This is a genomic window from Microbacterium sp. SORGH_AS_0454 (assembly GCF_031453395.1).
GTDB lineage: Bacteria > Actinomycetota > Actinomycetes > Actinomycetales > Microbacteriaceae > Microbacterium.
The window spans coordinates 1,904,478-1,929,422 of the sequence record NZ_JAVIYS010000001.1 but is presented as its reverse complement, the minus strand read 5'-3'; the positions used below and the strand labels follow the sequence as shown (position 1 = coordinate 1,929,422).

At 65.8% G+C, this 24,945-nt stretch carries 20 protein-coding genes, 1 tRNA gene and 1 pseudogene; 8 read left to right on the top strand and 14 right to left on the bottom strand.

What is annotated here, in order from left to right; translation table 11 throughout:
* Positions 1–164: 164 nt before the first annotated feature.
* From QE454_RS08930 to QE454_RS08920, 3 genes are all read right to left on the bottom strand, one after another.
* Complete coding sequence (locus QE454_RS08930) at positions 165–881, bottom strand: phosphatase PAP2 family protein (RefSeq protein WP_307456041.1); 717 nt, start codon at positions 879–881, stop codon at positions 165–167.
* Between the two features lie 127 nt (positions 882–1,008).
* A complete protein-coding gene (locus tag QE454_RS08925) occupies positions 1,009–1,476 on the bottom strand; it encodes a RidA family protein (protein WP_307456043.1) in 468 nt (155 codons plus the stop codon).
* Entirely contained in the window at positions 1,473–1,691 is a 219-nt protein-coding gene (locus tag QE454_RS08920; protein WP_056229468.1) for a hypothetical protein, read from the bottom strand. The genes QE454_RS08925 and QE454_RS08920 overlap by 4 nt, the downstream gene beginning before the upstream one ends.
* A gap of 119 nt (positions 1,692–1,810) precedes the next feature.
* Here QE454_RS08920 and QE454_RS08915 point away from each other — a divergent pair, with 119 nt between their 5' ends.
* From QE454_RS08915 to QE454_RS08895, 5 genes and pseudogenes are all read left to right on the top strand, one after another.
* The gene (locus tag QE454_RS08915) at positions 1,811–4,504 is read left to right on the top strand and encodes a transglycosylase domain-containing protein (RefSeq protein WP_307456044.1); all 2,694 of its coding nucleotides are present in this window, start codon (positions 1,811–1,813) and stop codon (positions 4,502–4,504) included.
* Positions 4,504–5,427: a metallophosphoesterase gene (locus QE454_RS08910; RefSeq protein ID WP_307456046.1), complete on the top strand. Its 924-nt coding sequence runs from the start codon at positions 4,504–4,506 to the stop codon at positions 5,425–5,427. Before QE454_RS08915 ends, QE454_RS08910 begins: the two co-directional genes overlap by 1 nt.
* Before the next feature lie 114 nt (positions 5,428–5,541).
* Positions 5,542–7,053: a hypothetical protein gene (locus QE454_RS08905; protein WP_210073609.1), complete on the top strand. Its 1,512-nt coding sequence runs from the start codon at positions 5,542–5,544 to the stop codon at positions 7,051–7,053.
* Positions 7,054–7,186: 133 nt separating this feature from the next.
* Positions 7,187–7,263, top strand: a tRNA-Pro gene (locus QE454_RS08900).
* A gap of 129 nt (positions 7,264–7,392) precedes the next feature.
* Positions 7,393–7,678, top strand: a pseudogene (locus tag QE454_RS08895) (transposase); the annotation flags it as partial.
* Positions 7,679–7,874: 196 nt separating this feature from the next.
* Here the strand turns inward: QE454_RS08895 and QE454_RS08890 are convergent.
* The 4 genes from QE454_RS08890 to QE454_RS17270 form a co-directional block, all read right to left on the bottom strand.
* Entirely contained in the window at positions 7,875–8,447 is a 573-nt protein-coding gene (locus tag QE454_RS08890; RefSeq protein WP_307456048.1) for a hypothetical protein, read from the bottom strand.
* A gap of 5 nt (positions 8,448–8,452) precedes the next feature.
* The gene (locus tag QE454_RS08885; RefSeq protein ID WP_210073605.1) at positions 8,453–10,912 is read right to left on the bottom strand and encodes a glycoside hydrolase domain-containing protein; all 2,460 of its coding nucleotides are present in this window, start codon (positions 10,910–10,912) and stop codon (positions 8,453–8,455) included.
* A 2-nt stretch (positions 10,913–10,914) separates the two neighbouring features.
* Positions 10,915–11,898: a hypothetical protein gene (locus tag QE454_RS08880; protein WP_210073603.1), complete on the bottom strand. Its 984-nt coding sequence runs from the start codon at positions 11,896–11,898 to the stop codon at positions 10,915–10,917.
* 520 nt (positions 11,899–12,418) lie between these two features.
* Positions 12,419–12,814 (bottom strand): peptidoglycan-binding domain-containing protein, encoded by a 396-nt coding sequence (locus tag QE454_RS17270; protein ID WP_179284801.1) that lies wholly within the window; start codon positions 12,812–12,814, stop codon positions 12,419–12,421.
* Between the two features lie 1,100 nt (positions 12,815–13,914).
* Between QE454_RS17270 and QE454_RS08875 the strand changes: the two genes are divergently transcribed.
* Positions 13,915–14,694 carry an HAD-IIB family hydrolase gene (locus QE454_RS08875; RefSeq protein ID WP_307456051.1) on the top strand — a complete coding sequence of 260 codons (780 nt, stop codon included), beginning with the start codon at positions 13,915–13,917 and terminating at the stop codon, positions 14,692–14,694.
* A 19-nt stretch (positions 14,695–14,713) separates the two neighbouring features.
* Here QE454_RS08875 and QE454_RS08870 read toward each other — a convergent pair whose 3' ends face one another.
* From QE454_RS08870 to QE454_RS08845, 6 genes are all read right to left on the bottom strand, one after another.
* Positions 14,714–15,535, bottom strand: coding sequence for a siderophore-interacting protein (locus tag QE454_RS08870; RefSeq protein ID WP_307456053.1), 822 nt, complete (start codon positions 15,533–15,535; stop codon positions 14,714–14,716).
* A 10-nt stretch (positions 15,536–15,545) separates the two neighbouring features.
* Positions 15,546–16,319, bottom strand: a complete 774-nt coding sequence (locus tag QE454_RS08865) for a FadR/GntR family transcriptional regulator (protein WP_307456056.1) — start codon at positions 16,317–16,319, stop codon at positions 15,546–15,548.
* Positions 16,320–16,381: 62 nt separating this feature from the next.
* Positions 16,382–17,410: a UDP-glucose 4-epimerase GalE gene (galE, locus tag QE454_RS08860; RefSeq protein WP_307456058.1), complete on the bottom strand. Its 1,029-nt coding sequence runs from the start codon at positions 17,408–17,410 to the stop codon at positions 16,382–16,384.
* A 50-nt stretch (positions 17,411–17,460) separates the two neighbouring features.
* On the bottom strand, positions 17,461–18,066 hold the full coding sequence (locus QE454_RS08855) for a thymidine kinase (protein ID WP_210073593.1): 606 nt from the start codon (positions 18,064–18,066) through the stop codon (positions 17,461–17,463).
* A 7-nt stretch (positions 18,067–18,073) separates the two neighbouring features.
* On the bottom strand, positions 18,074–19,546 hold the full coding sequence (locus tag QE454_RS08850) for a malate:quinone oxidoreductase (RefSeq protein WP_307456060.1): 1,473 nt from the start codon (positions 19,544–19,546) through the stop codon (positions 18,074–18,076).
* Between the two features lie 98 nt (positions 19,547–19,644).
* Entirely contained in the window at positions 19,645–20,715 is a 1,071-nt protein-coding gene (locus tag QE454_RS08845; protein ID WP_307456061.1) for an aspartate-semialdehyde dehydrogenase, read from the bottom strand.
* Positions 20,716–20,947: 232 nt separating this feature from the next.
* Here QE454_RS08845 and QE454_RS08840 point away from each other — a divergent pair, with 232 nt between their 5' ends.
* Both QE454_RS08840 and QE454_RS08835 read left to right on the top strand, forming a co-directional pair.
* Positions 20,948–22,177, top strand: coding sequence for an AAA family ATPase (locus QE454_RS08840; RefSeq protein ID WP_307456062.1), 1,230 nt, complete (start codon positions 20,948–20,950; stop codon positions 22,175–22,177).
* A complete protein-coding gene (locus QE454_RS08835; RefSeq protein ID WP_307456063.1) occupies positions 22,174–23,448 on the top strand; it encodes a tetratricopeptide repeat protein in 1,275 nt (424 codons plus the stop codon). Before QE454_RS08840 ends, QE454_RS08835 begins: the two co-directional genes overlap by 4 nt.
* 102 nt (positions 23,449–23,550) lie before the next feature.
* On the opposite strand, the gene QE454_RS08830 is transcribed toward QE454_RS08835, so the two are convergent.
* Complete coding sequence (locus QE454_RS08830; protein ID WP_210073576.1) at positions 23,551–24,837, bottom strand: aspartate kinase; 1,287 nt, start codon at positions 24,835–24,837, stop codon at positions 23,551–23,553.
* Positions 24,838–24,945: the final 108 nt, after the last annotated feature.

The following is a 24,945-nucleotide window of genomic DNA, read 5'->3' as shown; positions in this document are numbered from 1 at the left end:
CCGCGGGCTTCGGCATCCGGGATCTTTCTCGACGAACTCGATCACGGCGCTCCCCGTGGCCGTGCCATCTCGTATCGCGACAGGGGTCGAAACCGTTGTTCCAGGGGGAATAAGCGTGGCGGATCACATTCGTGCCGAGTTCGGCGAGCAGCATCTGCGCGGCGTCATCCGTGCGAGACCGATCGCCGTATCGTGCGTTCGACCCACGGGATGACGAGCATGGCCCCTCCCGCCCGCACCGCCGGATACACCCCCGCCACCCAGACGATGGATGCCAGGGCGTCCCCGGCGTAGTGCACGCCGATGACCACGACCGACACCGACATCCCCACGACCAGCACCACCCCGACGACGATCCCGAGGGCGCGCCATCGCGTCGTCCAGAGCGCGCAGATCAACACGGCGGCGAACGATGCCGTGAACGCGACGTGACCGCTCGGGAACGACGGGTCGGCCGTCGCGCCGACCGCTTGCGTCATGGCCTCGGACATCCCGGGGCGCGGCCGGTCGACGATGAGTTTCGCCGCTTCCGCGAGACCCCACGTCACGGCCACTCCCCCGAAGAAAGCGAGGGCGACCTGCCACCGGCGGGAGAGAAGGCCTACAGCGACCGTGGCGACGGCCATGATGCCCGCCGCCGGCAGCGGTTTCAGCGAGCGGTAGAACGCCTCCGCCACCTGGGTGAGGGCGCTGACATGGAGATGATGCGCCGCGTTCGAGAACGCCACGTCTATCGGCACGAAGCGGAGGATGAATCCCACGGCGAGGAGCACGACGATGGTCGAGATCGCCACCACGATGTCGCGCCGGATGTGGATCGAGGGAATAAGAAGAGCGTTCTCGGCAGCCGACGGCCCGCTCGGCGCGAAAGAGGAGGTCACGGGGGCATCCTGCCCACCTTCACTTCTGAATCAGCCGAGACAGATACCCGACGATGACGAAAGGGACGCCCCGTGCGACCAGGGCGTCCCTCTCGTGCGAAGGCCGGAGTGCCGGCATCCGGGGTCGTCAGGCGACGGTGAAGATCACCTCGACCTCGACGGGGCTGTCGAGGGGGAGGACGGGCACACCGACAGCGGAGCGCGCGTGGGCGCCGGTCTCACCGAAGACCTCGCCGAGGAACTCGCTCGCGCCGTTGATGACGCCGGGCTGCCCGGTGAATTCGGGGACGGATGCCACGAAGCCGGTGAGCTTGAGCACGCCGGTGAGGTTGTCGACGCCGCCGACGAGGGCCGCGGCTGCGGCGATCGCGTTGAGCGCGCACTGACGGGCGAGGGTCTTCGCATCCGCGGGGGCGATCAGACCCTCGGACTCACCGACCTTGCCGGTCGCGGGCAGGGCACCCTGGACCATGGGGAGCTGACCCGAGGTGTAGACGAGGTCTCCGTGACGCTTGGCCGGAATGTAGGACGCGACCGGAGGCACCACCGCCGGGACATCGACGCCGAGAGCGGCGAGGCGCTCGGAAACGCTCACTGCTGGCCCTCGAACTGTCGCGCCGCCGTCTCGGCAGCACCCAGGCCGGCGTTGGCCGCGCCACCGCCGGTGGGCCGCTTGAAGTAGGCGACGAGTCCGCCCTCGGGACCGGTGACCACCTGCACGAGCTCCCACCCCTGCTTGCCCCAGTTGTTGAGGATCGCCGCGGTGTTGTGGATGAGCAGAGGTGTGGTGAGGTACTCCCACGTGGTCATGACGGGCTCCCGGAGGTGGCTCGGAGCGCGCAGCTGTGTTGCGCGCGAGGGTGGACGCGTCCGCGCGCGAGCGCACGCCTTCAAGGCATCGCCCAGCAACGTCGCTTAGCATCAAGCCTATGCCCGAGAACAAACGAACGGCTAGCGGTGCCCTCGGCGGCATCGTCGGCCTGGTCGGCCTGAGCGCAGTCGCTGGACTCCTGGTCACCGCTGCCGTGACGCCGGCCATCGCCGTCTCCGGTGCCGCTGCCTCCAGCGCGATCACCGTCTTCGACAACATGCCCAGCTACCTCAAGCCCGACGAGCTCATGCAGCCGACGACGCTCATGGCCGGCGACCGGGTGCTGGCGAAGTTCTACGACCAGAACCGCTCCCCCGTCACCTTCGACCAGGTCTCGCCCGTCATGTACGACGCGATCCTGTCGTCGGAAGACCCCCGCTACTACCAGCACGGCGGTGTCGACCTCATCGGTACGACCCGCGCGCTGCTCAGCAACGCCTCGGGCGGCGAGACCCAGGGTGGCTCCTCGATCAGCCAGCAGTACGTGAAGAACGTGCTCGTGCAGCGCTGCGAGCGCGACGCGAAGGCCGTCGAGGCGACCGACACCACTCCCGCGATGACGCGCGACGAAGCGCTGCAGAAGTGCGCCCTCGAGGCCGTGCAGTCAGACGGCGCGGCCGGCTACCAGCGCAAGCTGCAGGAGATGCGGTACGCGATCCAGCTCGAGAAGGAGTACACGAAGGACCAGATCCTTCTGGGCTATCTCAACATCGCCAATTTCGGCGGCACGACCTACGGCATCGACGCCGCGGCGCGCTACTACTTCGACACCCCCGCCGCCAACTTGAGCGTCGGCCAAGCGGCGGTTCTCGCGGGCATGGTGCAGAACCCCAACCGCTTCCGGATCGACCGCCCCGAAGGCTCGATCAGCGACGGCGAGACCGCGTGGAACAAGGCACCCGACGGCTCGATCGACGACGTCGACCAGAGCACGATTCAGGCCCTCTACACGTTGCGCGACAACGGCGAGATCACCCAGGAGCAACTCGTCAACGCCGCCGACGGCTACAGCGAGACTAAGGGCCGCCAGCTCTACGTGCTCAGCCGCATGGAGATCGACGGAAAGATCACGCACGAGCAGTATGTGGCAGCCGCGATCGAGCCGATCTCGCCGAAGATCACGCCCACCAGCCAGGGGTGCGCCTCGTCCGCCGCGCCGTATTACTGCCAGTACGTGGTGTCGACGATCCTGAACGATCCGGCTTTCGGCACCGACACCGACGACCGCGTGCGCGCCCTCCGCCAGGATGGCCTGACTATCCAGACGACGCTTGACTGGCGCGTTCAGGATGCCGCGCAGAACGCGATGAACACCTACACGCCCGCGAGCATCGACGGCATGAAATTCGGTTCGACCGTCGTCAACCTCGAGTCGAAGACCGGGCGCATCCTCGCCATCGCGCAGAACACGAAGTTCACGCAGGACCCCGGGCAAGCGGAGTCCGATCCCTCTTACAACTCCGTGATCTTTGCGGGCGACAGCACGAACGGCGGGTCCATCGGTTTCAATGCGGGATCGACTTTCAAGCTGTTCACCCTCGTCGATTGGCTCGAGAAGGGCCATTCCCTCAATGAGACACTGAACGGCCGGATGGGCCCCGTGCCGAACATGACGAATTCGTGCACCGGCAACTACGTGAACAAGAACAACGACCGCATCAACAACTTCGGCTCCGACGGCGGCTACGTCGGAACACCGATGATGTTCACGCGAGACTCGCTCAACACGGGTTACCTCCAGATGGCGGCGCAGCTCGACCTCTGTGACATCGCAAAAACAGCCAAGAAGCTCGGCGTGACCCGGGGTGACGGTTCGGATATCACGATGCAGTACGCCAACAACGTCATCGGCAGCGACAACGTCTCGCCTATCGCGATGGCGGGGGCCTACGCCACGGTCGCCAACGGCGGAACGCTCTGCCAGCCCAAGGTGATCGACAAGGTCACGGACAGCAGCGGCGCGGAGCGAGCCATCCCCGAGCGCACCTGCTCGGCTGCGCTGACCCCGGAGGTCTCCGCAACGGCCGCATACGCCCTGCAGGGCGTCATGGCCCGTGGCGGTACCGGTGCCCGTGGCAACCCCGGCGATGGCACTCCCGTTCTCGGCAAGACCGGTACGCACGAAGAGTGGCAGACCTGGATGATCGAGTCGTCGACCAACACGACGACCGCTGCCTGGGTCGGCAACTACGAGGGTGGCGTCAACGTCTTCAAGAAGTTCTGGGGCGGTCGCGCTCTCTCGGACATCCGTTATCCCCTGGCGGCCGATGTGCAGCGCGCGTCCGATGACTTCTACGGCGGCGACCGCTTCCCCGATCCCTCGTCGAATCTGCTGCGCACGCAGCAGCGCGACCTGCCGAACGTGGTGGGCCAGAGCATCGACAGCGCGACGTCCACGCTGACCCAAGCGGGCTTCCGCGTAACGGTCGGTGACCCCGTCGACTCCCCCTCGGGTCCCGACACGGTGGCCGCGCAGAACCCCGGCGGCGGTTCCGCGCCCGCGGGCTCGCAGATCACCCTGAGCCCCGGTAACGGGCAGGGCGCAACGGTCCCGAACGTGGGCGGTCAGACCGTACCTGCCGCGCAGGCAGCACTGAATGCCGCCGGCTTCACCAGCGTGTCGATCGGAGCCTGTCAAGCCGACGGTAATGCCCCCAACGAGGGCCAGGTGACGGCGACGAACCCCCCTGCCGGCACAGCGACGAACAAGAGCACCGCCATCGCTCTGTCGATCATCGCGAAGAAGTGCTGATGACGCGTCCTCTCGTGACGGCCGCCCTCGCACCCCTCGGGGTCGCGGGGGCGGCCGCTGTGGGGGCGGCCGTCTGGGGTATGGGCATCGAGCGCTACCTCTTCACGGTCCGCTATCACGCGCTGCGCGTCCTCCCTCCGGGCGCCGAGCCGATCCGCGTCCTCCACGTCTCCGATGCGCATATGGCTCCCTGGCAGCATCGCAAGCAGGAGTGGATGGCACGGCTCGCAGAGCTGTCGCCCGACCTCGTCGTGAACACGGGCGACAACCTCGGCCACCGCGACGGGCTCACCGGCATCCGAACGGCCTTCGCGCCCCTGCGCGGAATCCCGGGACTGGTGGTGCACGGGTCGAACGACTTCCAGGAGCCCGCTCCGCGCAATCCGCTGAGGTACTTCCTCGGGCCGTCCGGGCATCAGCCCGCGCACAAGCACCTCGACGTCGACGCCCTCGACCGGTTCTTCACCGACGACCTGGGATGGCACATCCTCGACGACACGGCCGTCTCGGTCGAGGTGAAAGGACTGCGCGTCACGGCTTTCGGTGTCAACGACGCCCACCGAAAGTGGGACCACCCCGAGCTCATCCCTCCCGTGATGGAGCGACTGGATGCCGCCGACCTCACCCTCGGCGTCATGCACGCGCCCTACCGGCGAACCCTCGACACCTTCACGGACTTCGGTGCCGACGTGCTGCTGGCGGGCCATACGCACGGCGGACAGGTGCGCGTGCCGTTCCGCCGGGAGGCGCTGGTGTCGAACTGCGACATCCCGCTCGACCAGGCCCGCGGCCTCAGCGAGTGGACTCACGACGGACGCACGGTGCCGTTGAACGTCAGCGCCGGGCTGGGCCACTCGATCTACGCGCCGGTGCGATTCGCGTGCAGGCCAGAGGCGTCTCTGTTGACGCTGCTCCCACGCTGACGGCTTCTGCACAATCGTCGAAAGGGTCGATCCATTCACGGATCGGCCCTTTCGACGTCTCGCCGGCGTGCACGTCACGCAGGATCGAGTTCCTCGACCGAAGGGACTCCTCGAATGCATCGTCCTCCCCCCTCACTCCGACGTCTGCCCGCTCTGCTGACGTTGGCCGCCCTCCTCGTGGGTGTCGCCGTCGCCCCGGCCGCACATGCCGCTGACCGGGGCACCGGCTTCGGCACCTGGGCCCCTCTCTCGCGAACCGGATGGCACGGTTCGATGCGGGTGGGCGACGTCCACACGTACTGCATCCACCCCGGGCTCCCCGTCGCCACCGGCACGACGACCGACCACGGCACCACGAGCCAGGTGAACGGACTCAGCCCGCAACAGCTCGTCTCCGTCAACTACCTCGTCAGCACCTACGGGCAAACCGACGACCCCGTGCAGGCTGCGAGCGTCGGCTGGGCGGTCAAGGCCATCGTCGATCGCGACACGACGCTGCACTCCTGGGGGTACGGCGGTGACAAGCTGACGGAGGCGATCGACTACATCATGCGGCGCGCGAGTCCCGAGAACAGCGGAGCGATCCAGGAGCGGACCGTGCGCTATCTCGCAGAAGCGGAGCAGGTCCCCGTCCCGCGCGTCGGGGGTTCACTGACCCTGTCGACGGACGAGGACGATCCCACCCGCGGGGTGGTGACCGTGGACGTGGACGCGACCGCCGAGGGATTCTTGAAGCTCGAGAACGCCGTCTTCGCCGACACCGGGAGCGCGGAACGCACAGGTGTTCGGGGCCCGACGAGCTACCAGGTCGTCGCTCCCCCCAGCGCCTCCGATGGGGGACGCCCCTACGTCGTCCGCGCATCGGGGTCGTTCACCGTGCGGTCCGCAGCGATCCGCTACTACTCCACGCCCGGTCAGCAGGAATCTGCGGGGCCAGCCGATCCCACGACATTCGAACTGCGAGCGGAAGACGCCTCTCCTCGCCCCGTTCGCTTCTCGCCGCAGATCGTGACGTCCGCGCAGATCGACGCGCGAGGACGGTTCGTCGACCAGGTCACGATCGAGGCGGCGGAGGGACTCTGGCCCCGCCATAGCGACGGCTCGTTCGTCGTGGTGTCGGCCTCGGCCGACGTCTATCGAACGAATGCCTTCGCCGCCGAGTCGCCCGAGATCCCCGCGAATCTCACCCCGGTTGCGCACCTCGAGCTGCGTACCGACCCCGCAATCGGTCCCGGCACCTACCGGACATCCACGACGACGCTTCCCGGGCCGGGGGTGTACACGGCCGTGTGGCGCATCGAGCGCACGTCTCAGGACGTCGATTCGGTGCCGCATTTCCCCTCGCGCTATTTCTGGATGGAACGGTTCGCCACCCCCGCACAGACGGAACAACTCGCCTTCTCTCCCCCGCCGGTCGATCCCTCCCCGTCGCCCACCGCGAGCCCGACGAGCGTTGCGCTTTCGTCTGCGCCGCCAGCGCCTCCGACGGTTCCCGCAGCGCTCGCATTCACCGGCTTCTCCGCACCGTCGCTGGCGGAGACAAGCGGAGCCGCAACCCTCGTCATCGCCCTGGGGGTTCTCGCCTGGCGCCTCGCACGTCGCCGCAGAGCGAGCGCCCACGCGTAAATCCGTGTCGAGGGTGAGCGTTCTCCCCCTGCGGGGAGGCACGCTCGCCCTCATCGGACGCGTCCACGGAGCGGAAGCGGCTCGCCGTGGTTCGCACCACCCCTCCGGGCAGGGTAGACTTTTCTAGTTGCAACGGGGTGTGGCGCAGCTTGGTAGCGCGCGTCGTTCGGGACGACGAGGCCGCAGGTTCAAATCCTGTCACCCCGACCAAGTGATTAGCAGTCGAACCCTTGGAGACTTCGTCTCCCCGGGTCGTAGAAAACGAAAAGCCTCTCGCGGAAACGCGGGAGGTTTTTCGTTTGTGCTGACGGGTTTTGCCTTCGATCCCACGATGATCAAGTGCCAGTCTCCTCTGACGCCCCTGATCCCTGCGTCGCTCACTCGGACGTGTTCCGCCGGATGCTGCAGGCCGGCCTGCAGGACCTGATCAACGCGGAAGCAACGGCGCAGATCGGCGCCTCCCCGCACGAGCGGACCCAGGGGCGGACAACGCGCCGCAACGACACCCGCTCGAAGACGCTCGCGACCCCCAGCACGAGATGGCCACTTTCGGATCCCGAAGCTGCGGGAGAGGGAGTTTCTTCTGTCTCTGTTGCACCCGCGCCCCCGGGTCGGCGCCCCCCTGCGCGGTGATCGGTCGGGCCGACCGCCCGGTGGCACATGGACTACCGGCAGCGCCCCGGCGGCTTAGAAAATGTCGCCAACCGTCACACTCGTGACTGTACAGACCCAGCTACTCGGCGCATCTGCTCCGGGCATAGCGTCCATGAGACGCGTGACTCGTGAGCCACGGCAAAATCATCTCGGGAATTAACCAAGCGTCACCATGGGGCGGAAATTGATAACAGTGATGTAGTCAAAGTATTGCCAAGAATTATCAACAAAGCGATGGCGGGGAGGAACCAAAAATTGTCAACAAGCCTCCGGGGCGACCGGGTTTTCACACCCAATCTGATTGAAGAAAAAACTCCAACCGTAGTCATCGAGAGAGACCACCAAATCCAGGCGGGTGTAGCCGATTCGACGAAGTACTCGCGCAGAAGCAGATCACCCCCGGACATGTTTCCCCAGGTCGAGCTCGACAGGAGGATGGCAAGGATCCAATTCCCCACCGCCAGAACCAATGTCAGAATTACCCCAACCACCGACGCGAGAAGCCAACCCCCATCTGTCTTGGAAATTTCCCTGCACCGCAGCGACACGGCAAAGATGGTCGCTGCGATCGTCGAAGCGAGAGCCAATCCCACGCCCGCACCGATGTAATCGATGCCAACTGAACCGTCTGCGGCTGAGCGGTGAAGACCGAAGTCGGTGCTAAATGTTAGGGAGAAATACAGTGCTACCAGCCCCGCAGCCACCACGAGAGCGCGCACTAATTGGGTAACGACCTTCATCACTTTCACTGGGGCGCTGCGCTCGCACCAGACTGCGCGAGCCCGGAAACGAGATCGGCCCAAGCCTCTCCGATCGCGTTGGCATGGACCGCCGTGGGCTGATACACGGGCTTACCGTACTGACTACGGGATATGAGAAAATCGAAACCACCCATCGTGAATGTAACTGGACCACTGATGGTGAAATTTCCACTCGTGAAGACATCGACAGCCGCCGCTTTCGCGTTAGCCCACGTACTGCCAAACCTTTGAGAATAGAATGCCGTGTACCGCCAATTCACGTCGGCCACGATTTTTGTTCGAATTTCCCTGAGAACGTCATCCAGCCGCCGAGATACGTCATCACTCAGCAGCGATCCGACGATATATCCATCTATGTCACCGATGAGATCGTCGAAACTGAAGTAGCCTTGTGTGTCTGGGTTCAAATCACGAACACCAATACGACGTTTGTACCACGCTTTGGTCGCAGAGGACGACGCGGGGTGGGCGACAGAGGAGTCTTGTGTGAACTCCGTCCACATGCTCGCCAGGTCAAGCGCCCATCCGCCGAGATCGGCGATCGTCGCCTTCGTCCGTTCTGACATCGTCGGCCGACCGTAGCGCATGTAGCCCCGCGCGGTGACAGCTAGATGCGATGTTCCTGCGGACGTACCTCCCAGAACCGGAAACGATGAAACGAAGTCAGTCTCGTTCACGACACTCTCCTCGTCCGTCGCCCACTGCGGAAAGCTTCTGTAAAATGCAATCTGAGGTTGTTGGGTTGGCTCGAGCAGATAGAGCTTGAATTGGTCCGCTAGATATTTTGGATCTTTGATTTGTACATAGTAGAGAACAGTGTTGGTCTGCAGGTCAACTGGAAAGCCAGCCCCAGTGATCTCCGCCAGCACCACGAGATGCGTAATCATCCAGTAAAAGCGGTCAAACCCGCCGTACGGAAGGGGGGTGGGAAGTATCTCCAATTTCCCGACTGGGTTTGCTCTAGACGATTGAACGTTCTTGTCAATCTCCATTTCTTTGCCGTTTGCCGTGTGCGCCGATGTGCCGCTTAGCGCGTAGTTATAGATCTGATCGTACGACCACTTCGGGGGAAGTGCATACCCGAGATTCCCACTCCACCCCCAGGACATCGATGCGATAAAAGCTTCGTCTGCGAATCCGGCGTTGATTACCCTGGTACAGACGTTGCGAGTGCCATAAATGCCGACCTTGAAAGCGACCCTGGTACGCGACAGATACTCCCGCACTCCCTGAAAGTACGGAATGATGGCCGCACTTATAGTGTCGTCCGTTGCATCGAAGTCGACGGCGAAGAATACCGTCGTCCCAGCGGGAAAACCCAGTTGGCGCAGCCGTCGCGCCGCTTGCTGAGCGTGCCCCTGACCGATCTCCTTATTGAAATATCCAAGGGAAGTACCGTCCTCTTGAAGAATTGGGAAGGTCTCGAGCCCGGCGTCGAAAATTGCCTGCAGCTCTCCTGGAAGGTAACGTTTGGACTTCACCGTAAGGTAGCGCCCGACAGTTCTATAGCCCGCCTTGTACAGTTCTACGCATAGTCCAGCATTCAATTGCGTGGCCATATCACTAGCCATTCCGGGGCGCGTTTCATCCCCGGTGCTAATTAATAGCGAAGCCCAGGTGCGGTAATCACCTGATCCGTGGGTGGGAAGCTCCGCGTATTGCTGGAATGAGATCGTCGCGCTGCGCGTTGACGGGTCGAAAGTTCCACTGAAAGGAGATGAGTAGCCGTTGAGCCGCAGTGAACCCTGAAAAAGACGCACCCAGTTCTTGGTCGTGTCAGTGCTACCCTGACTGACATTTCCGTTGGACCGAAGTCCCGACTTGGTGGACGGCCCGAAATTGCCATTTGCGACACTATCCGTCATATTGAGTTCGTATTGAATGGCATACATCATTCCCTGCTGCGTGTTCCGGGAGAACAACCCGTCGCAGGGTAGGATGTTGAAAGCACTTCGGTGGCTATATTTACCGTTCAACCAACGCTGGACGGCACGTTTCTCTTCCGTTCCGCCTGCAAGGAGAACGTAAGCGTCCATGGACATCAAGCTCTTCAGGACTTTCACCGAAACCGAGGACGACGCAATGAGCCCCATGTCGGCTGTCACCTTTTGAACCGAGGACGTCACGACTGCGTCGTAAGAGAACCACGTGTATCCGCCTAGGTAGCCTTTGCACCACAGCGCGCCCTGCGTGAGGCGTATCACGTTCCTGTTCGTCGTCGTAGACGAGACGCTACCAATCTGGGAAGTGAACGCGGATGCTGTGCCGCTTCCGAAGTTGTCGGAAAGAGACGTAATGCCGAGTTCGATCTGCAGCCCTCGAATGAGGGCGAACATCGTCCCCCAGCCGGTGAACCCGTCTTCGCTCACGCGGCGCCACTGAGCGTGACCACCGTAGGTCGTGTTCAGCCACTGCTGAGTGTCGCGCACCATTGCATCTGGCATGTCTAGGCCTTCTCCACTACTCGGTTATCAGTCAGTTCTGTGCCCGAAGAGGTAATAGCGGCAACAGAGTACCTTCCAGTTGCACGCATATCGTCGGTCCTGTCGCCAATCGGCCGTAGATAGATCGCGCCCACCTGCGTGAGAGATGCCCGCGACGTATCATCCACTTCCTGCTCAGGCGCAACGTGCAGGGTGAACGTCTCTCCGGCCGCCACGTCTTGCTCAATGGTCGATACGACTTCGCGGAACTCATTCACTGCCGTCGACTCCACATCGACCGACTCGCCGTCTGCAGACTGCGTGGAAAGAGTAGCGACGGAGCGGTAAGTTTCGATGACAACTTTCGTGCCGGCTGGGATGGGTCCTGGCCCGGTACTCAGAACGTCAACTAGAGACGGGTAGCTGTATCCCCTGGCAGTCGACCACGCAGCGCGAATCTCAGCTCCCCATGGTGATGCGTGCACTGCGACGGTCGAAGCAGTGTACGCCAGTGCATTGTTGAGAAGTACCGAACTCATCAATGGATTACCGACGTTCTCGGCGGGGTAGAGCTCCAGCGCCGCCGGCTGAAGGAAGAGTCGGTCCGTCTGCGCGGGCACGGTAAAGTGCAGCTGATTAGCACCAGCACTTTTCCCTGACAGCTCAACGTACTTCGAGGCTGTCAGGACCACCGCGGTGGGGGAAAAATCGTATAGTCGTTCATCCCATTCGACCGTGACGAGGGTGTCCTGGCGAATGTTCTCAAATTTCAGTATCACCGGCACGGAGGTCTCGAACCGTGTTGCCCAGTCTTCGGAATTGCAACGATTCGTGACCGACTCATCTACGCGCACTGAAGGTTCTAGTGCAGTTGCGCCCGATGGCGACACGGAGGGATTCTTCAGGGGTTCACCGTCGTCAGCGATGACGCTCGTCGCTATCGAGGCCGCGGTGGTGAGGGCGACGAGAACCTGCCGCCGAGAAAGTAGAACGCGTCCAAGGGTCATTACCGAACTTCTTTCAACTTTTGGAGGAGGGCGGGGTTCCTTCGCACATGGAAATCACGTGCGGTCGGGAGGCATCCAGCGATGCCCGCCGGGTCACGAGAATCACCGTCGCGTGGAGCTCTGGAGGGTTCCTTGCGGTCTCGCCTCTCGTGATTAAGAAAGAGCGGGGGCCCTACGCGCGCGTACACCAGAGGCATGCCTGCGCAAGACGACTCTCACGCGATCCCCATGCACAGATCGCCCACTCGCCGAGGCCACCACGGGTCCAGGCGATGAACCGGAGGCGACTTACGGCTTCAGCGCCAATTGCGCGCTTGTCGACCCGCCATACAGCCGCCGGAGCACTCATTGACGCACACTCGCACTCTCAACAAGCCACTACAGTCACGCCGACCGCCGCGACTCGTCGCGTCACGATTGTGATCGACTGCTGAAGTTCCGACATTCAAGCTTCTCGGTCCCGTCGCATTCCGCGACGGGACCGAGAAGCCAGTCGTCGATTCAGCGCCATAGGAAACGGTCAGGGACCAGGCCACCAACCGTACTTGTCGTACTGCGCTCCCTTGTAATTGCAACCACCACTGTAGTTCGTGGGGAAGTACATGCGGTTTCCTGTCTCCGGCCCGTAAATACCGTCTGCCGTAACCCCAAGCCTCCGCTGCACGTTCAGCAGGGCGTTCCGTGTCGCCGGTCCGAACTGTCCATCAGTCGCTATGTTCTGCCCATAGCACGCCTTCATCGCACGTTGAAGAGCACTGACACCCGATCCAGCGTCACCCTGGCGCGAAAGGCAGACCTTCGACAACTCGGTGCCTTCGGAAGGAAGGCTCGCGGTGACGGACCCGCCAGTCAGGGTGTGGTACGGCCCTTTCTCGCAGGGGCCCCAGTCAGAGGCGTATGCACCGCTCGCGCTCATGACAGATCCGCCGAGAATCGCTGCGACAAGCATCGCCAGCGTCGCGAGTCGTGTTCTTATCTTCAATGTGTCCCCCCACTTATCATAGATACCGGGGGGGCGCAATGCCCTCCCGCTTTGAATCTCAAGCGTATAGAGGAATTATCCAGTCGTCTGTCCTCCTTTCGGGGGACGCAGGTGACCAGTCGATGACAGACTCCAAGCGGGCAGCCGCCTATCGGTTGCCGCTTCAGCACTCGGGAAGCTAAAGCTGGCCGCAATGAAAGATCGCGACACCAGCCCTCGCACTGGGACCAACGCTGTACATGACACGAGGCGCGAAGCTCAAGCTGCCGACTTCAACGCGCCTGACGCACCCTGTTCGCCTGCGATAAGCCGCACTTCCCGCGGTTATTTGGCGCCAAACCACGGCGAGACTTCATCCGCGATCGGAACGTATGACCGACGAACCTCCCCGAGACGACGTTCTTTATAGCGCACAGGAGGAGTTTCCCTCCCTGGTGCTGTGATCAGGTAGTCGGTCCGCCGTAGCCGGTTTGGGCCCTTCCGTCCCGCCTCCCGTCGAACGAAGTCACTTGCCGCTGGACCGGCCTTGGGCACGTCTGCCAAGTCACCTCCCTGCCGAATGCCGACTGGCAGCTGATCTCCGACGCGATCTTCGCGCGGCCGGTTCGGACCACATCACTTCAGCAGCGTGGCGGCTTCGTCGGATGAGAGCGTTACCCGAGTGAGGGCGCGTTGCGAACACTGTGCAGCGGCGCGTGAGCGAGCACTGAGGTGTGGCGCACGGCGAGATCTGGAATGAGGCGTGGGCTGTGGTCGGCCCGCTGTTCCCGGTCGTAAAGGCGACGGGTCGACCGCCGGTGGGTCGGCGGACGGTGGCGGAAGCGGCGACGTGGCGGCAGCGCACCGGCGCCCTGGCGAGACATTCCGGAGCGGTTCGGGAAAGGGAGCGCCAACACGCGGGATTGTCGGGCTACCGGACGGGCCGGATACCATGGACAGCGGACCCCCGGTCCGCCACCCGTGGACTTGAGGAACTCCCGTGGCCTCGCCCGCGGCACTGTCGAGGGTCCGTCCTTCCGCCTGACAGGAGCACCGTGTCCGACGCCTCGCCCCGCCTCGTCGCCTTCGACCTCGACGACACCCTCGCCCCCTCGAAGTCGGCGATCGACCCGCGCATCGGTGACCTGCTGCTCGCCCTGGCCGAGAAGGTGGAGGTGGCCATCATCTCCGGCGGGCAGCTCCAGCAGTTCCGCAGCCAGGTCGTCGAGCGCCTCCCCGAGGCCTCTCCCGAACAGCTCTCGCACTTCCACCTCATGCCCACCTGCGGCACCCAGTACTACCTGCTCACGCCCGCCGGCGTCGAGACGGTCTACGCCCACTCGCTCACCGACGACGAGAAGCAGCGCGCCCTCGCGGCCGTGCGCGAAGAGGCCGAGCGTCTCGGGCTGTGGGAGGCCGAGCCCTGGGGTGACATCCTCGAGGACCGCGGCTCGCAGATCACGTTCTCGGCCCTCGGGCAGTCCGCCCCTCTCGAGGCGAAGATGGCCTGGGACCCCACTGGCGAGAAGAAGAACAGCCTGCGCGAAGCGGTCGCCTCCCGCATCCCCGACCTCGAGGTCCGCTCCGGGGGATCGACCTCCGTCGACATCACCCACCGCGGTATCGACAAGGCCTACGGCATGAACAAGCTCGTCGAAGCCACCGGCATCCCGCTCGACGACATGCTCTTCGTCGGCGACCGCCTCGATCCCGACGGCAACGACTACCCCGTGCTGGCCATGGGCGTCGAGTGCCAGGCCGTGCACGGGTGGGAAGACACCGCCGCGTTCCTCGAGCAGCTCATTCCGACGCTTCCCGCACGAACCGGGCACTGAGCCCGCGGGGCGCGAGCCGTCAGAGGATCTGCCCGATCGGCTCGCGCTTCTCGGCCTGGAATCGATCTTCGGTGCGCCCGTACGCCCAATAGCCCGACAGAGATACCTGCTCGCGACCCAAGCCCCACCGCGTGAAGACGAGGTCGCGGATCCGCTTCATCGCCTCTCGCTCTCCGTGCGCGAAGACATGTCCTCGCCCGTCGCGCGGATGCCAGGAGGTCACGGCATCCGCCAGGACGTTCGTCGCACCCGCCACGGCGGACCCGCGGTGAACCCAGACGATCTCGACTCCAGCCGGAGCGTCGAGCGAGAGCTGCTCGTCGGCGGCCTGCACTTCGAGGAACGCCGCGCCGACGGCATCCGGGGCCAGGGCCTCGAGAGCCGCGGAGATCGCGGGGATCGCGGACTCGTCGCCGATGAACAGGTGCCAGTCCGCCGTGGAGTCGGGCGCGTAGCCGCCGCCGGGCGACGAGACCACGAGGCGGTCCCCCGGCTGCGCGCGCGCCGCCCACGGGCCCGCGAGCCCCTCGTCGCCGTGCACCACGAAATCGATGGTCACCTCGTCGCCGTCGACCGCGCGCACCGTGTACGTGCGGGTGACGGGAAGGTCCTCCGGCGCGAGCGTGTTGCGCAACGCAGCCAGGTCGTAGGGCGGCTCGAGGCCGAGCTCCGGCTTGGCGAACGTGATCTTGACGTACTTGTCGGTATGGGGGCTGTCGCGGAACACGGCGAGATCCTCCCCTCGAGCGCGCACACGGACGAGGTGCGGGGTGAGACGCTCGGTCTCGACGACGTGCAGAATGTGCTGCGGGCGCGGCGGGCGCGCGGGTCGATCGCTCATGGGGATCCTCTCAAGCGGACGGCGAAGAACGTACGGCGGCACGCGCCGCGTCACCGACGGCGGCTTCGTCCGCATCGGACGGGCTCAGCGCCTGCGCCACCTCGGTGTAGTAATCGGTGATGTGAGCACGCACGGCCTCGCGCGCTCCCTCGGCGTCGCCACGCGAGACCGCCGCGAGGATGTGCCGGTGCTCCGAGCGCAACCGCTCGGCGACGACCGGCCACACGTCGAGGCGGGCGGCCCCCGCCCGGGTGTACGCCTCGATGGAGCTGCGCAAACCCGCCATCATCGCCGAGACGACCGCGTTGCCGGACACCTCGGACAGGGCCTGGTGGAAACGCGCGTCGAGAGCCAGGAACTCGTCGGGGGCGAGGCTTTCGGCATCCATCGCGTCCAGGATGCCGACCACCTCGGAAAGGTCGGCGTCGTCGCGGGCCAACCGCTCGACGACATCGACCTCGAGCACGATGCGCGTGCGGACGACGTCCGTCAAGGGGAAACCGTTCGCGGCGACCTGCAACCGGAGGAAGGCGGCGAGGCCGCCCCGTGGTGTCGTCACGATCATGGCCCCGGCGGTGGGCCCGGAGCCCGTCGCCGTGCGCACGACCCCGAGCACCTCGAGCACCCGCACCGCCTCACGCACGCTCGATCGGCCGACTCCGAGCTGGGCCGCGAGTTCGCGCTCGGGAGTCAGTCTGTCGCCGGGCGACAGGCGCCCCTCGCGGAGATCGCCCTCGATGCGCTCGAGCACGATCTGCCAGGCACGGGGTGCGATGTTCGGCAAGGAGTCCCCGTTCCGTCGAGCACGCTGGTGTGGCCCGACCACACCAGCCTACGCGTGGATGATCAGGCGTCGGCGGTCGAGCGATACCCGGCCGGGTTCGTGGTCTGCCAGTTCCAGTAGTCGCGGCAGGCGTCGTCGATGCCGAGACGCGTGCGCCAGCCGAGGACCTCGCCGGCCTTGGACGGGTCGCAGTACGTCGCGGCGACGTCTCCGGGGCGACGGTCGAGGATCTTCTTCGGCAGCTCGCGCCCCACGGCCTTCTCGAACGAGGCGACGAGTTCGAGCACGCTCACCGGACGACCGGTACCGAGGTTGAACACCTGGTGGCCGGGCTGCGCCTGCTCGAGAGCGGCGACGTGACCCTCGGCGAGGTCGACGACGTGGATGTAGTCGCGCAAGCCCGTGCCGTCGGGGGTGTCGTAGTCCGCGCCGAAGACCCCGATCTCGTCGAGCGTGCCGATGGCCACGCGCGAGACGAACGGCATGAGGTTGTTCGGGATGCCGGCGGGATCTTCACCGATCAGGCCGGACGGGTGCGCGCCCACCGGATTGAAGTAACGCAGCACTGTGACGTTCAGCTCGGGGTTCACGCGCGCGACATCGGCGAGCACGACCTCGTTCATGCGCTTGGACTTGCTGTACGCGTTCGACAGATCGATGCTCGTCGTCGACTCCTCGGTGAAGGGGAGATCGGCCGGGTCGGAGTACACCGTGCCAGTGCTCGAGAAGACGAAGCTCCGGATGCCGCGGGCGATACCCACCCGCAGCAGGGCGAAGGTCGTGTCGAGGTTGTTGGAGTAGTACTCGAGCGGCTTCTGCGTCGACTCCCCCACGGCCTTGAAGGCGGCCAGGTGGATGATCGCGTCGATCGGCCCGTGCTCGTCGAACGCCGACGCGACGACCGCCTCGTCGGCCGCGTCGCCCACGATGAGGGGCGCGGGCTTGCCGGTGATCTTCTCGACCCGCTCGGCGGCGACCGCGTGCGTGCCCGACAGATCGTCGAGGAGGACGACGTCGTGGCCCGCTTCGAGAAGGGCGACGGCCGTGTGGGTTCCGATGTAACCGGCTCCGCCGGCCAGGAGTACGCGCATGCCTCCAGGCTATCGCTCGGGCACCACCGCGCTGCTCGCGCGAGAGGGGTTCAGCGCCCGTCGAGCCGCCCGCCCGACTCGCGCAGGTAGCACGCGGCGCACATCGACTCGTACGTCACTTCGCCCTCGATCTGCCCCTCGTCGATGGCGACCTGATCGCCGTCGAAGACGAACCGGCCGCCCACCAGCCGTGCGTTGAAGATCGCCTTCCGACCGCACCGGCAGATCGTCTTGAGCTCTTCGAGGCTGTGGGCGATCTCCATGAGGCGGGCGGATCCGGGGAAGGCCTCGGTTCGGAAGTCGGTGCGGATGCCGTAGGCCAGGACCGGGATGCCGTCGAGCACGGCGATGCGCAGGAGGTCGTCGACCTGCGCGGCGGTGAAGAACTGCGCCTCGTCGACCAGCAGACACGCCACGGGTGCGTGGCCCGCGGCGCCGTGGAAGACCTCGCGCAGGTCGTCGTCAGGGGCGACGAGGAAGTCGACCTCGCGCTTCACGCCGAGGCGGCTGTCGATCTGATCAGCGCCCTTGGTGTCGATCTCCGGCTTGGCCAGCAGAACGCGCTGACCACGCTCCTCGTAGTTGTACGCCGCCTGCAGCAGGGCTGTCGACTTGCCCGAGTTCATCGCTCCGTAGCGGAAGTACAGCTTCGCCACGCGCGACTCAGGGGTTGATGGCCAGAGCGTGCGCCGTGGCATCCAGCTCTTTGCGCGCGGCGGCGGGGTTCGTGTTCAGCGTCTCGCCGTAGCTGGGGATCAGGTTGCGCAGGCGCGGCTCCCAGTCGGCCATGCGCTCGGGGAAGCAGGTCTTGATGAGCCCCAGCATGATCGACACGGCGGTCGAGGCTCCCGGGGATGCCCCGAGGAGACCGGCGATCGAGTGGTCGGCTGAGGTGACGACCTCGGTGCCGAACTGGAGCACGCCACCCTTGTCCTTGTCGCGCTTCATGACCTGGGCGCGCTGGCCGGCGTCGAGCAGCTCCCAGTCCTCGTCCTTCGCGGTGGGCATGAAGTCGCGAAGGCTGTCGACCTTCTTCGAGTGGGTCTTGAGCAATTCGCTGACGAGGTACTTGATGAGGCTCGGGTTGTCGACGGCGACCTTGAGCATCGGCAGGATGTTGTGCGGACGCACCTGCGTGACGATGTCGAGCATCGAGCCGTTCTTCAGGAACTTCGGGCTGAAGGTCGCGAACGGTCCGAACAGCAGCGACGACTCCCCGTCGATCACGCGCGTGTCGAGGTGCGGCACAGACATGGGGGGTGCACCCACCGACGCCTGCGAGTACACCTTCGCGCGGTGCTTCGCCACGATGTCGGGGTTGGAGGTCTTCAACCACTGCCCGCCGATCGGGAAGACACCGTAGCCCTTGATCTCGGGGATTCCCGAGCGCTGCAGGAGTTTGAGGGCCCAGCCGCCCGCGCCGACGAAGACGAACTTCGCATTGATGGAGCCGGGGGTCCCGCCGATGACGTGGCGGTACGAGACCTCCCACGACCCGTCCTTCTGCTTCTTGAGCTTCTTGACGTCGTGGTTCGTAGCCACCTCGACGCCCTTCTCGCGCAGGTTAGCGAACAGCTGGCGCGTGAGCGAGCCGAAGTCGACGTCGGTGCCGGCGGGCACTCGCGTGGCGGCGAAGGGCTCGCCCTTGCGACGCTTCTGCATGAGCAGCGGAGCCCACTGATTGATGACGCGCGAGTCCTCGCTGTACTCGATACCCGCGAACAGCGGCTGCTGCTTGAGGACCTCGTAGCGCTTGCGGAGGAAGGCGACGTCTTTCTCGCCGCGGACGAACGTCATGTGGGGCGTGGCATTGATGAACGTCGACGGCTCATCGAGAACACCCTCGGCGACGAGCGAGGCCCACAGTTGACGGCTCTGCTGGAACTGCTCGTTGATCGTGACGGCCTTGGCCGGGTCGATCGTGCCGTCCTTGGCCTCAGGCGTGTAGTTGAGCTCGCACAGCGCCGCGTGACCGGTGCCGGCGTTGTTCCAGGCGTTCGAGCTCTCTTGAGCGACGTCGCTGAGACGCTCGAGCACCGCGATCTTGAGATCGGGCTGGAGGTCCTTCAGCAGCGTGCCGAGAGTGGCCGACATGATGCCGCCACCGATGAGAAGAACATCGACGTTTTCAGTCACCCGTCGATTCTAGGTGCGGGCCGAGAGGTGTCTCGACATCGAGAGAACCGTCGGTTCGATGTCGAGACACCTCGCACCCGGCATCCGGATGCCGTGTCTCAGACAGTCGCGAGGCGCTTGTGTGCCACGAGCTCGGCGATCTGCACCGCGTTGAGAGCCGCGCCCTTGCGCAGGTTGTCGTTGCTGATGAACAGCACGAGGCCTCGGCCTTCGGGAGCGGACTGGTCGGCGCGGATGCGACCGACGTAGCTGGGGTCGGTGCCGGCGGCCTGGAGCGGCGTGGGCACTTCTTCGAGCTTGACACCGGGGGCCTCGGCGAGGAGCTCACGAGCGCGTTCGGGCGAGAGGTCGCGGGCGAACTCGGCGTTGATGCTGAGCGAGTGACCCGTGAAGACGGGGACCCGCACACACGTACCGGCGACGCGCAGGTCGGGGAGCTCCAGGATCTTGCGGCTCTCGTTGCGGAGCTTCTTCTCTTCGTCGGTCTCGTTCTGTCCGTCGTCGACGAGGTTGCCGGCGAAGGGGATGACGTCGAAGGCGATCGGGGCGACGTACTTCTCGGGTTCGGGGAAATCGAGGGCCGAGCCGTCGCGGACGAGACGCTCCACCTCGCCCTGGGCGAGGACGCCCTCGACCTGGCCGAGGAGCTCCCGGGCGCCCGCGAGGCCGGAGCCGGAGACGGCCTGGTAGGTGCTGACGATGAGGCGTTCGAGGCCGGCCTCGGTGTCGAGGACCTTCAGGACCGGCATGGCGGCCATGGTGGTGCAGTTGGGGTTGGCGACGATGCCCTTGACGGCCTGGTCGATCGCGTGGGGGTTGACCTCGCTCACGACGAGCGGGACCTCGGGATCCATGCGCCAGGCGCTGGAGTTGTCGATGACGAGGGCGCCCGCCTCGGCGAAGCGCGGCGCGTGCGCCCGGCTCCCCGTGGCGCCGGCGGAGAACAGAGCGACCTCGACGCCCGCGGGGTCGGCGGTGGCCACGTCTTCGACGACGACGGAACGGCCCGCGAACTCGATCGACGAGCCGGCGGAGCGCGCGGTGGCGAACAGTCGGAGTTCCCGAATCGGGAACGCGCGCTCGGCGAGGATCTCGAGCATGACGGTGCCGACCTGGCCGGTGGCGCCGACGACTGCGAGGGAGATTCCGGAATCGGAGATGCGGGTCATGGCTGTTCCTCGGGTACGCGGGGGCGCGCAGACGGATGCGCGCGACATTCGTGCCAGAGTAGCGTGCGCTCGGGGGGTCGCCGATCGGCGCCGGCCGCCCCGGCGGTCGTGAACGCCAGGATGGCAGGACCGCTGCTCTCGCACGGCGAACCATCCACAGGTGAGACGACGATATGGCACGTGTCGGTGGTCTCGCCCACAATGGCAGGGCACCCCCGTCGCGAGGAGACCGATGAACGACCCGCTGATCGAAGCCCTGCGTCGCGCCGTCGAGGCCGCACCACTCGACGACGAGTTGCGTCTGCATCTCGCGACGCAGCTCTGGGAACGCGGACTCGCAGACCAGGCCGTCTCAGAGGCGAGCACCGTTCTATCGCACTCCCCCGCCGACTCGCGGGCCCGCGAACTGCTCGCTCGAGCGCTGGGTGCGCCCGCGGCCCCAGACCCGGCGAGCCTCCGACCCGCGGAACCTCCCGCCCCATCCCGTCCGGAGGCCGGTTTCGACTGGTCGGCCGCCGAGACCGAGGTGGGTCACATCGCGCGGCCCGCGTTCGTCGACGGCGAGAGTGCCTCGGCGTTCGACGCGCACGACCTGCAGCGACCCACGACGACCCTCACCGATGTCGGCGGCATGTCGCAGGTGAAAGAGCGGCTGAATGCGGCGTTCCTCGCCCCGCTGAAGAATCCCGAGCTGCGTGCGCTCTACGGCAAGAGCCTGCGGGGCGGACTGCTCATGTACGGACCGCCGGGGTGCGGCAAGACGTTCATCGCCCGTGCGATCGCCGGCGAACTCGGGGCGTCGTTCCTCTCCGTCGGCATCAGCGACATCCTCGACCGGTACATGGGCGAGAGCGAGCACAACGTCCGAGACCTCTTCCAGCTCGCGCGCCGCGACGCCCCGACGGTCATCTTCCTCGACGAGTTGGATGCCATTGGACAGCGCCGTTCGCAGGCCCGCCACAGCGGGATGCGCGGGGTCGTCGTCGCCCTGCTCGAAGAACTCGACGGTGTCGCCAGCGACAACGAGGGCGTCTTCGTCCTCGCGGCGACGAATCAGCCGTGGGATGTCGATCCCGCCTTGAGGCGACCGGGCCGTCTCGACCGCACGGTGCTGGTGCTCCCTCCCGACGATGAGGCTCGGCGGGCCATCTTCCGCCACCACCTGGCCCGCCGTCCCGTCGAGGGTGTCGATCTCGCGGAGCTCGCACGGCTGACCGACGGCTACAGCGGCGCCGACATCGCCTATGTCTGCGAGGTCGCGAGCGAGAACGCGCTGCTCGAGAGCGCACGAACCGGCACGGCGCGTCTCATCGGCATGGACGATCTGCGACATGGCGTCGCTCAGACCACCTCGTCTACGGGCCCCTGGCTCGAGGCGGCCCGTAACATCGTCCGTTTCGGCGAAGACGACGGCACCTTCACCCAGTTGCGCGACTACCTCAGAAGCGTGCGCCGCCTGTGAGCGACGACGCACGGACACTCCGTAACGCCGATACGCTGCTGAGTCTCGGACGGCGCCAACAGGCACTCAAGGAGGCGGGAGCGGTGCTCGCGCGGGACCCCGGCAACGCGGAAGCACAGCGGATCGTCGGAGAGGCCCTGGTCGAGCTGGAGCGCTGGGACGAACTCACGCCGCTCGCCCGAGACGCGGTGTCATCGTTTCCTGACGACGCGTGGGCGTGGCGCCTGCTGGCCCTCACCCAGATGGAGACCGCCCACGAGGCAGAGGCCCTGTACGCCGCCGACCGTCTGTACGCTCTGGCCCCCGAGGTCTCGTTCGCGGTGTTCACCTACGCGCGCGTCCTGCATGCCTTCGGTCGCGCCGCCGAGGCCATCCCCGCCCTCGAGCGTGCGCTCGAGACGCAGCCCGATGACATCGATCTGCACCTCGCGCGCGCGACGTGCTTGTGGAAGGTGGGCCGCTCGCGCGAAGCTCGCGAGAGTGCCGCCTCCGCGCTGCGCATCGACCCGACGAACGACGATGCCCAACGCGTCCTCGCCGTCTTCGGCGGACCGGGTCAGCGCGGATCCGACGCCCTCCTCGAGACGGCTCGTCGCGTGGCGAAGGCCCCCGGCGACGACGACAACGAGGTCTTCTTCGAGCTCGCCGCCAGCAGGGCGCTGGTTTTCCCCGTCTCGGTCGTCCTCGGCCTGTGCGTGGCCCTGCTCGCGGTCTGCGTTCCGACCGGCGGCCTGTGGGGATGGCGCATCGACACCGGCCTCGGTCATCTCGCCGGCGCGATCGTCCAGGCCCTCCTGTTCTCGGGAGCCATCGCCATCCTGGGATTGTGGCTCCGGCGCATGCAGCGCAATCTGGGTGACCTGTTCCGCTCCATCGTCACGTCTCGGATGGACGATGGGCCCCTGTCGAAGTTCACTTCGTGGGCGATCGCGGGGGCTCTCGTCCTCGACCTCATCGGCATCGTCGTCTACGCCACGGCGGGCGATCCCCTCGGCACTCTCGGATTGACCCTGGGACTGTGCAGCGCCTACGCGGGCGGTGTGCTGGTGGTCCTGTTCCAGCTCATGACCCGCGGCCTGGTCTCGCGCGCGATGACGAGACCCGCCGGACTGCTCGTGCTCCTGTGGCCGGGGGCGATCGCCGGAGTGGTCCTTCTCGGGCTCTTCCTCATCGGCGCGGTGCTGTACATCATCGTCTGGTCATTCTCGGGTGACCGGTTGCCGGAGCCCTTTCCCCGGGCCGATCAGGAAAGACGGGAGACGTCGAACTAGTCGGCGTCACCGATCACGCCATCCCGAGACGCGCCTGCGTCGTTCTGGAACGCGTCGACCTCCGCGCCCGGCGACGTCCCGCGCGTCGAGGCGAGACGGTGATCAGCGACCGGTGCCGGCGTGGACGGTCGCCTCGGCGTCACCGTCGAGCCCATAGGCCGTGTGCACGAGACGGGCGGCCTCGGCGAGGTCGACACCACGCACCACGACCGAGATGCGGATCTCGGAGGTCGAGATCATCTCGATGTTGACGCCGGCCAGGCTGAGCGCCTCGAAGAGAGTCGCCGAAACGCCCGAGTGCGTGCGCATGCCCGCGCCGACGACGGAGAGCTTGCCGATCTGGTCGTCGTGCACGAGGCTTTCGAACCCGACCTCGGCCTGCTCCGCGGCGAGCGCCTTGAGGGCCGCGGTGGCGTCGGTCTTGGGCAGCGTGAACGAGATATCGGTGCGGCTCGTGGCAGCGGCCGAGACGTTCTGCACGATCATGTCGACGTTCGCGCCGGACTTGGCGACGATCTTGAAGATGTCGGCGGCCTTGCCGGGCACGTCGGGCACACCGATGACGGTGATCTTGGCCTGGCTGAGGTCGGTGGCGACGCCGGCGACGATGGGCTCTTCCATGACTTCTCTTTCGGGGACGAGTGCGGAGGTCTTCGAAGCGTCGAGCACCCAGGTGCCCTCGCCCGAGCTGAACGTGGAACGGGCGTGGATGAGGACGCCGTGACGGCGCGCGTACTCGACCGCGCGGATGTAGAGGACCTTCGCGCCATTGGCAGCGAGCTCGAGCATCTCCTCGCTGCCGACCCGGTCGAGCTTGCGCGCGAGGGGCACAACGCGGGGATCCGCGGTGAAGATGCCGTCCACGTCGCTGTAGATCTCGCAGACATCGGCCTTCAGCGCCGCGGCGAGCGCCACGGCCGTGGTGTCGGATCCGCCGCGACCGAGGGTCGTGATATCGCGGGTGTCGCGGTTGAAGCCCTGGAAGCCCGCGACGATCACGATCGCTCCCTCGTCGAGCGCCTCGCGAAGGCGGACGGGCGTGACATCGACGATGCGGGCTGCGCCGTGCGTGGCATCCGTGATCATTCCGGCCTGGCTGCCGGTGAAGGAGCGCGCCTCGAAGCCCATCGAGTGGATCGCCATCGCCAGCAACGCCATCGAGATGCGCTCCCCGCTGGAGAGCAGCATGTCGAGCTCGCGCGGCGCGGGGATGGGCGCGACCTGGTTCGCCAGATCGAGCAGCTCGTCGGTGGTGTCGCCCATCGCGCTGACGGCGACGACGACCTCATGACCCGCGCGGCGGGTGTCGACGATGCGCTTGGCGACCCGCTTGATGCTCTCGGCGTCGGCGACGGACGAACCGCCGTACTTCTGGACGATCAGAGCCATGAGGAGAACTCCCGGAGAGGTCGCGCGTCGGGATGCCACGACGGGGCGCTCGTGTCGCGCCCGAGGATCATCCTAGAGGCGGGCGCATACCGCCTCCGTCATGGGTCG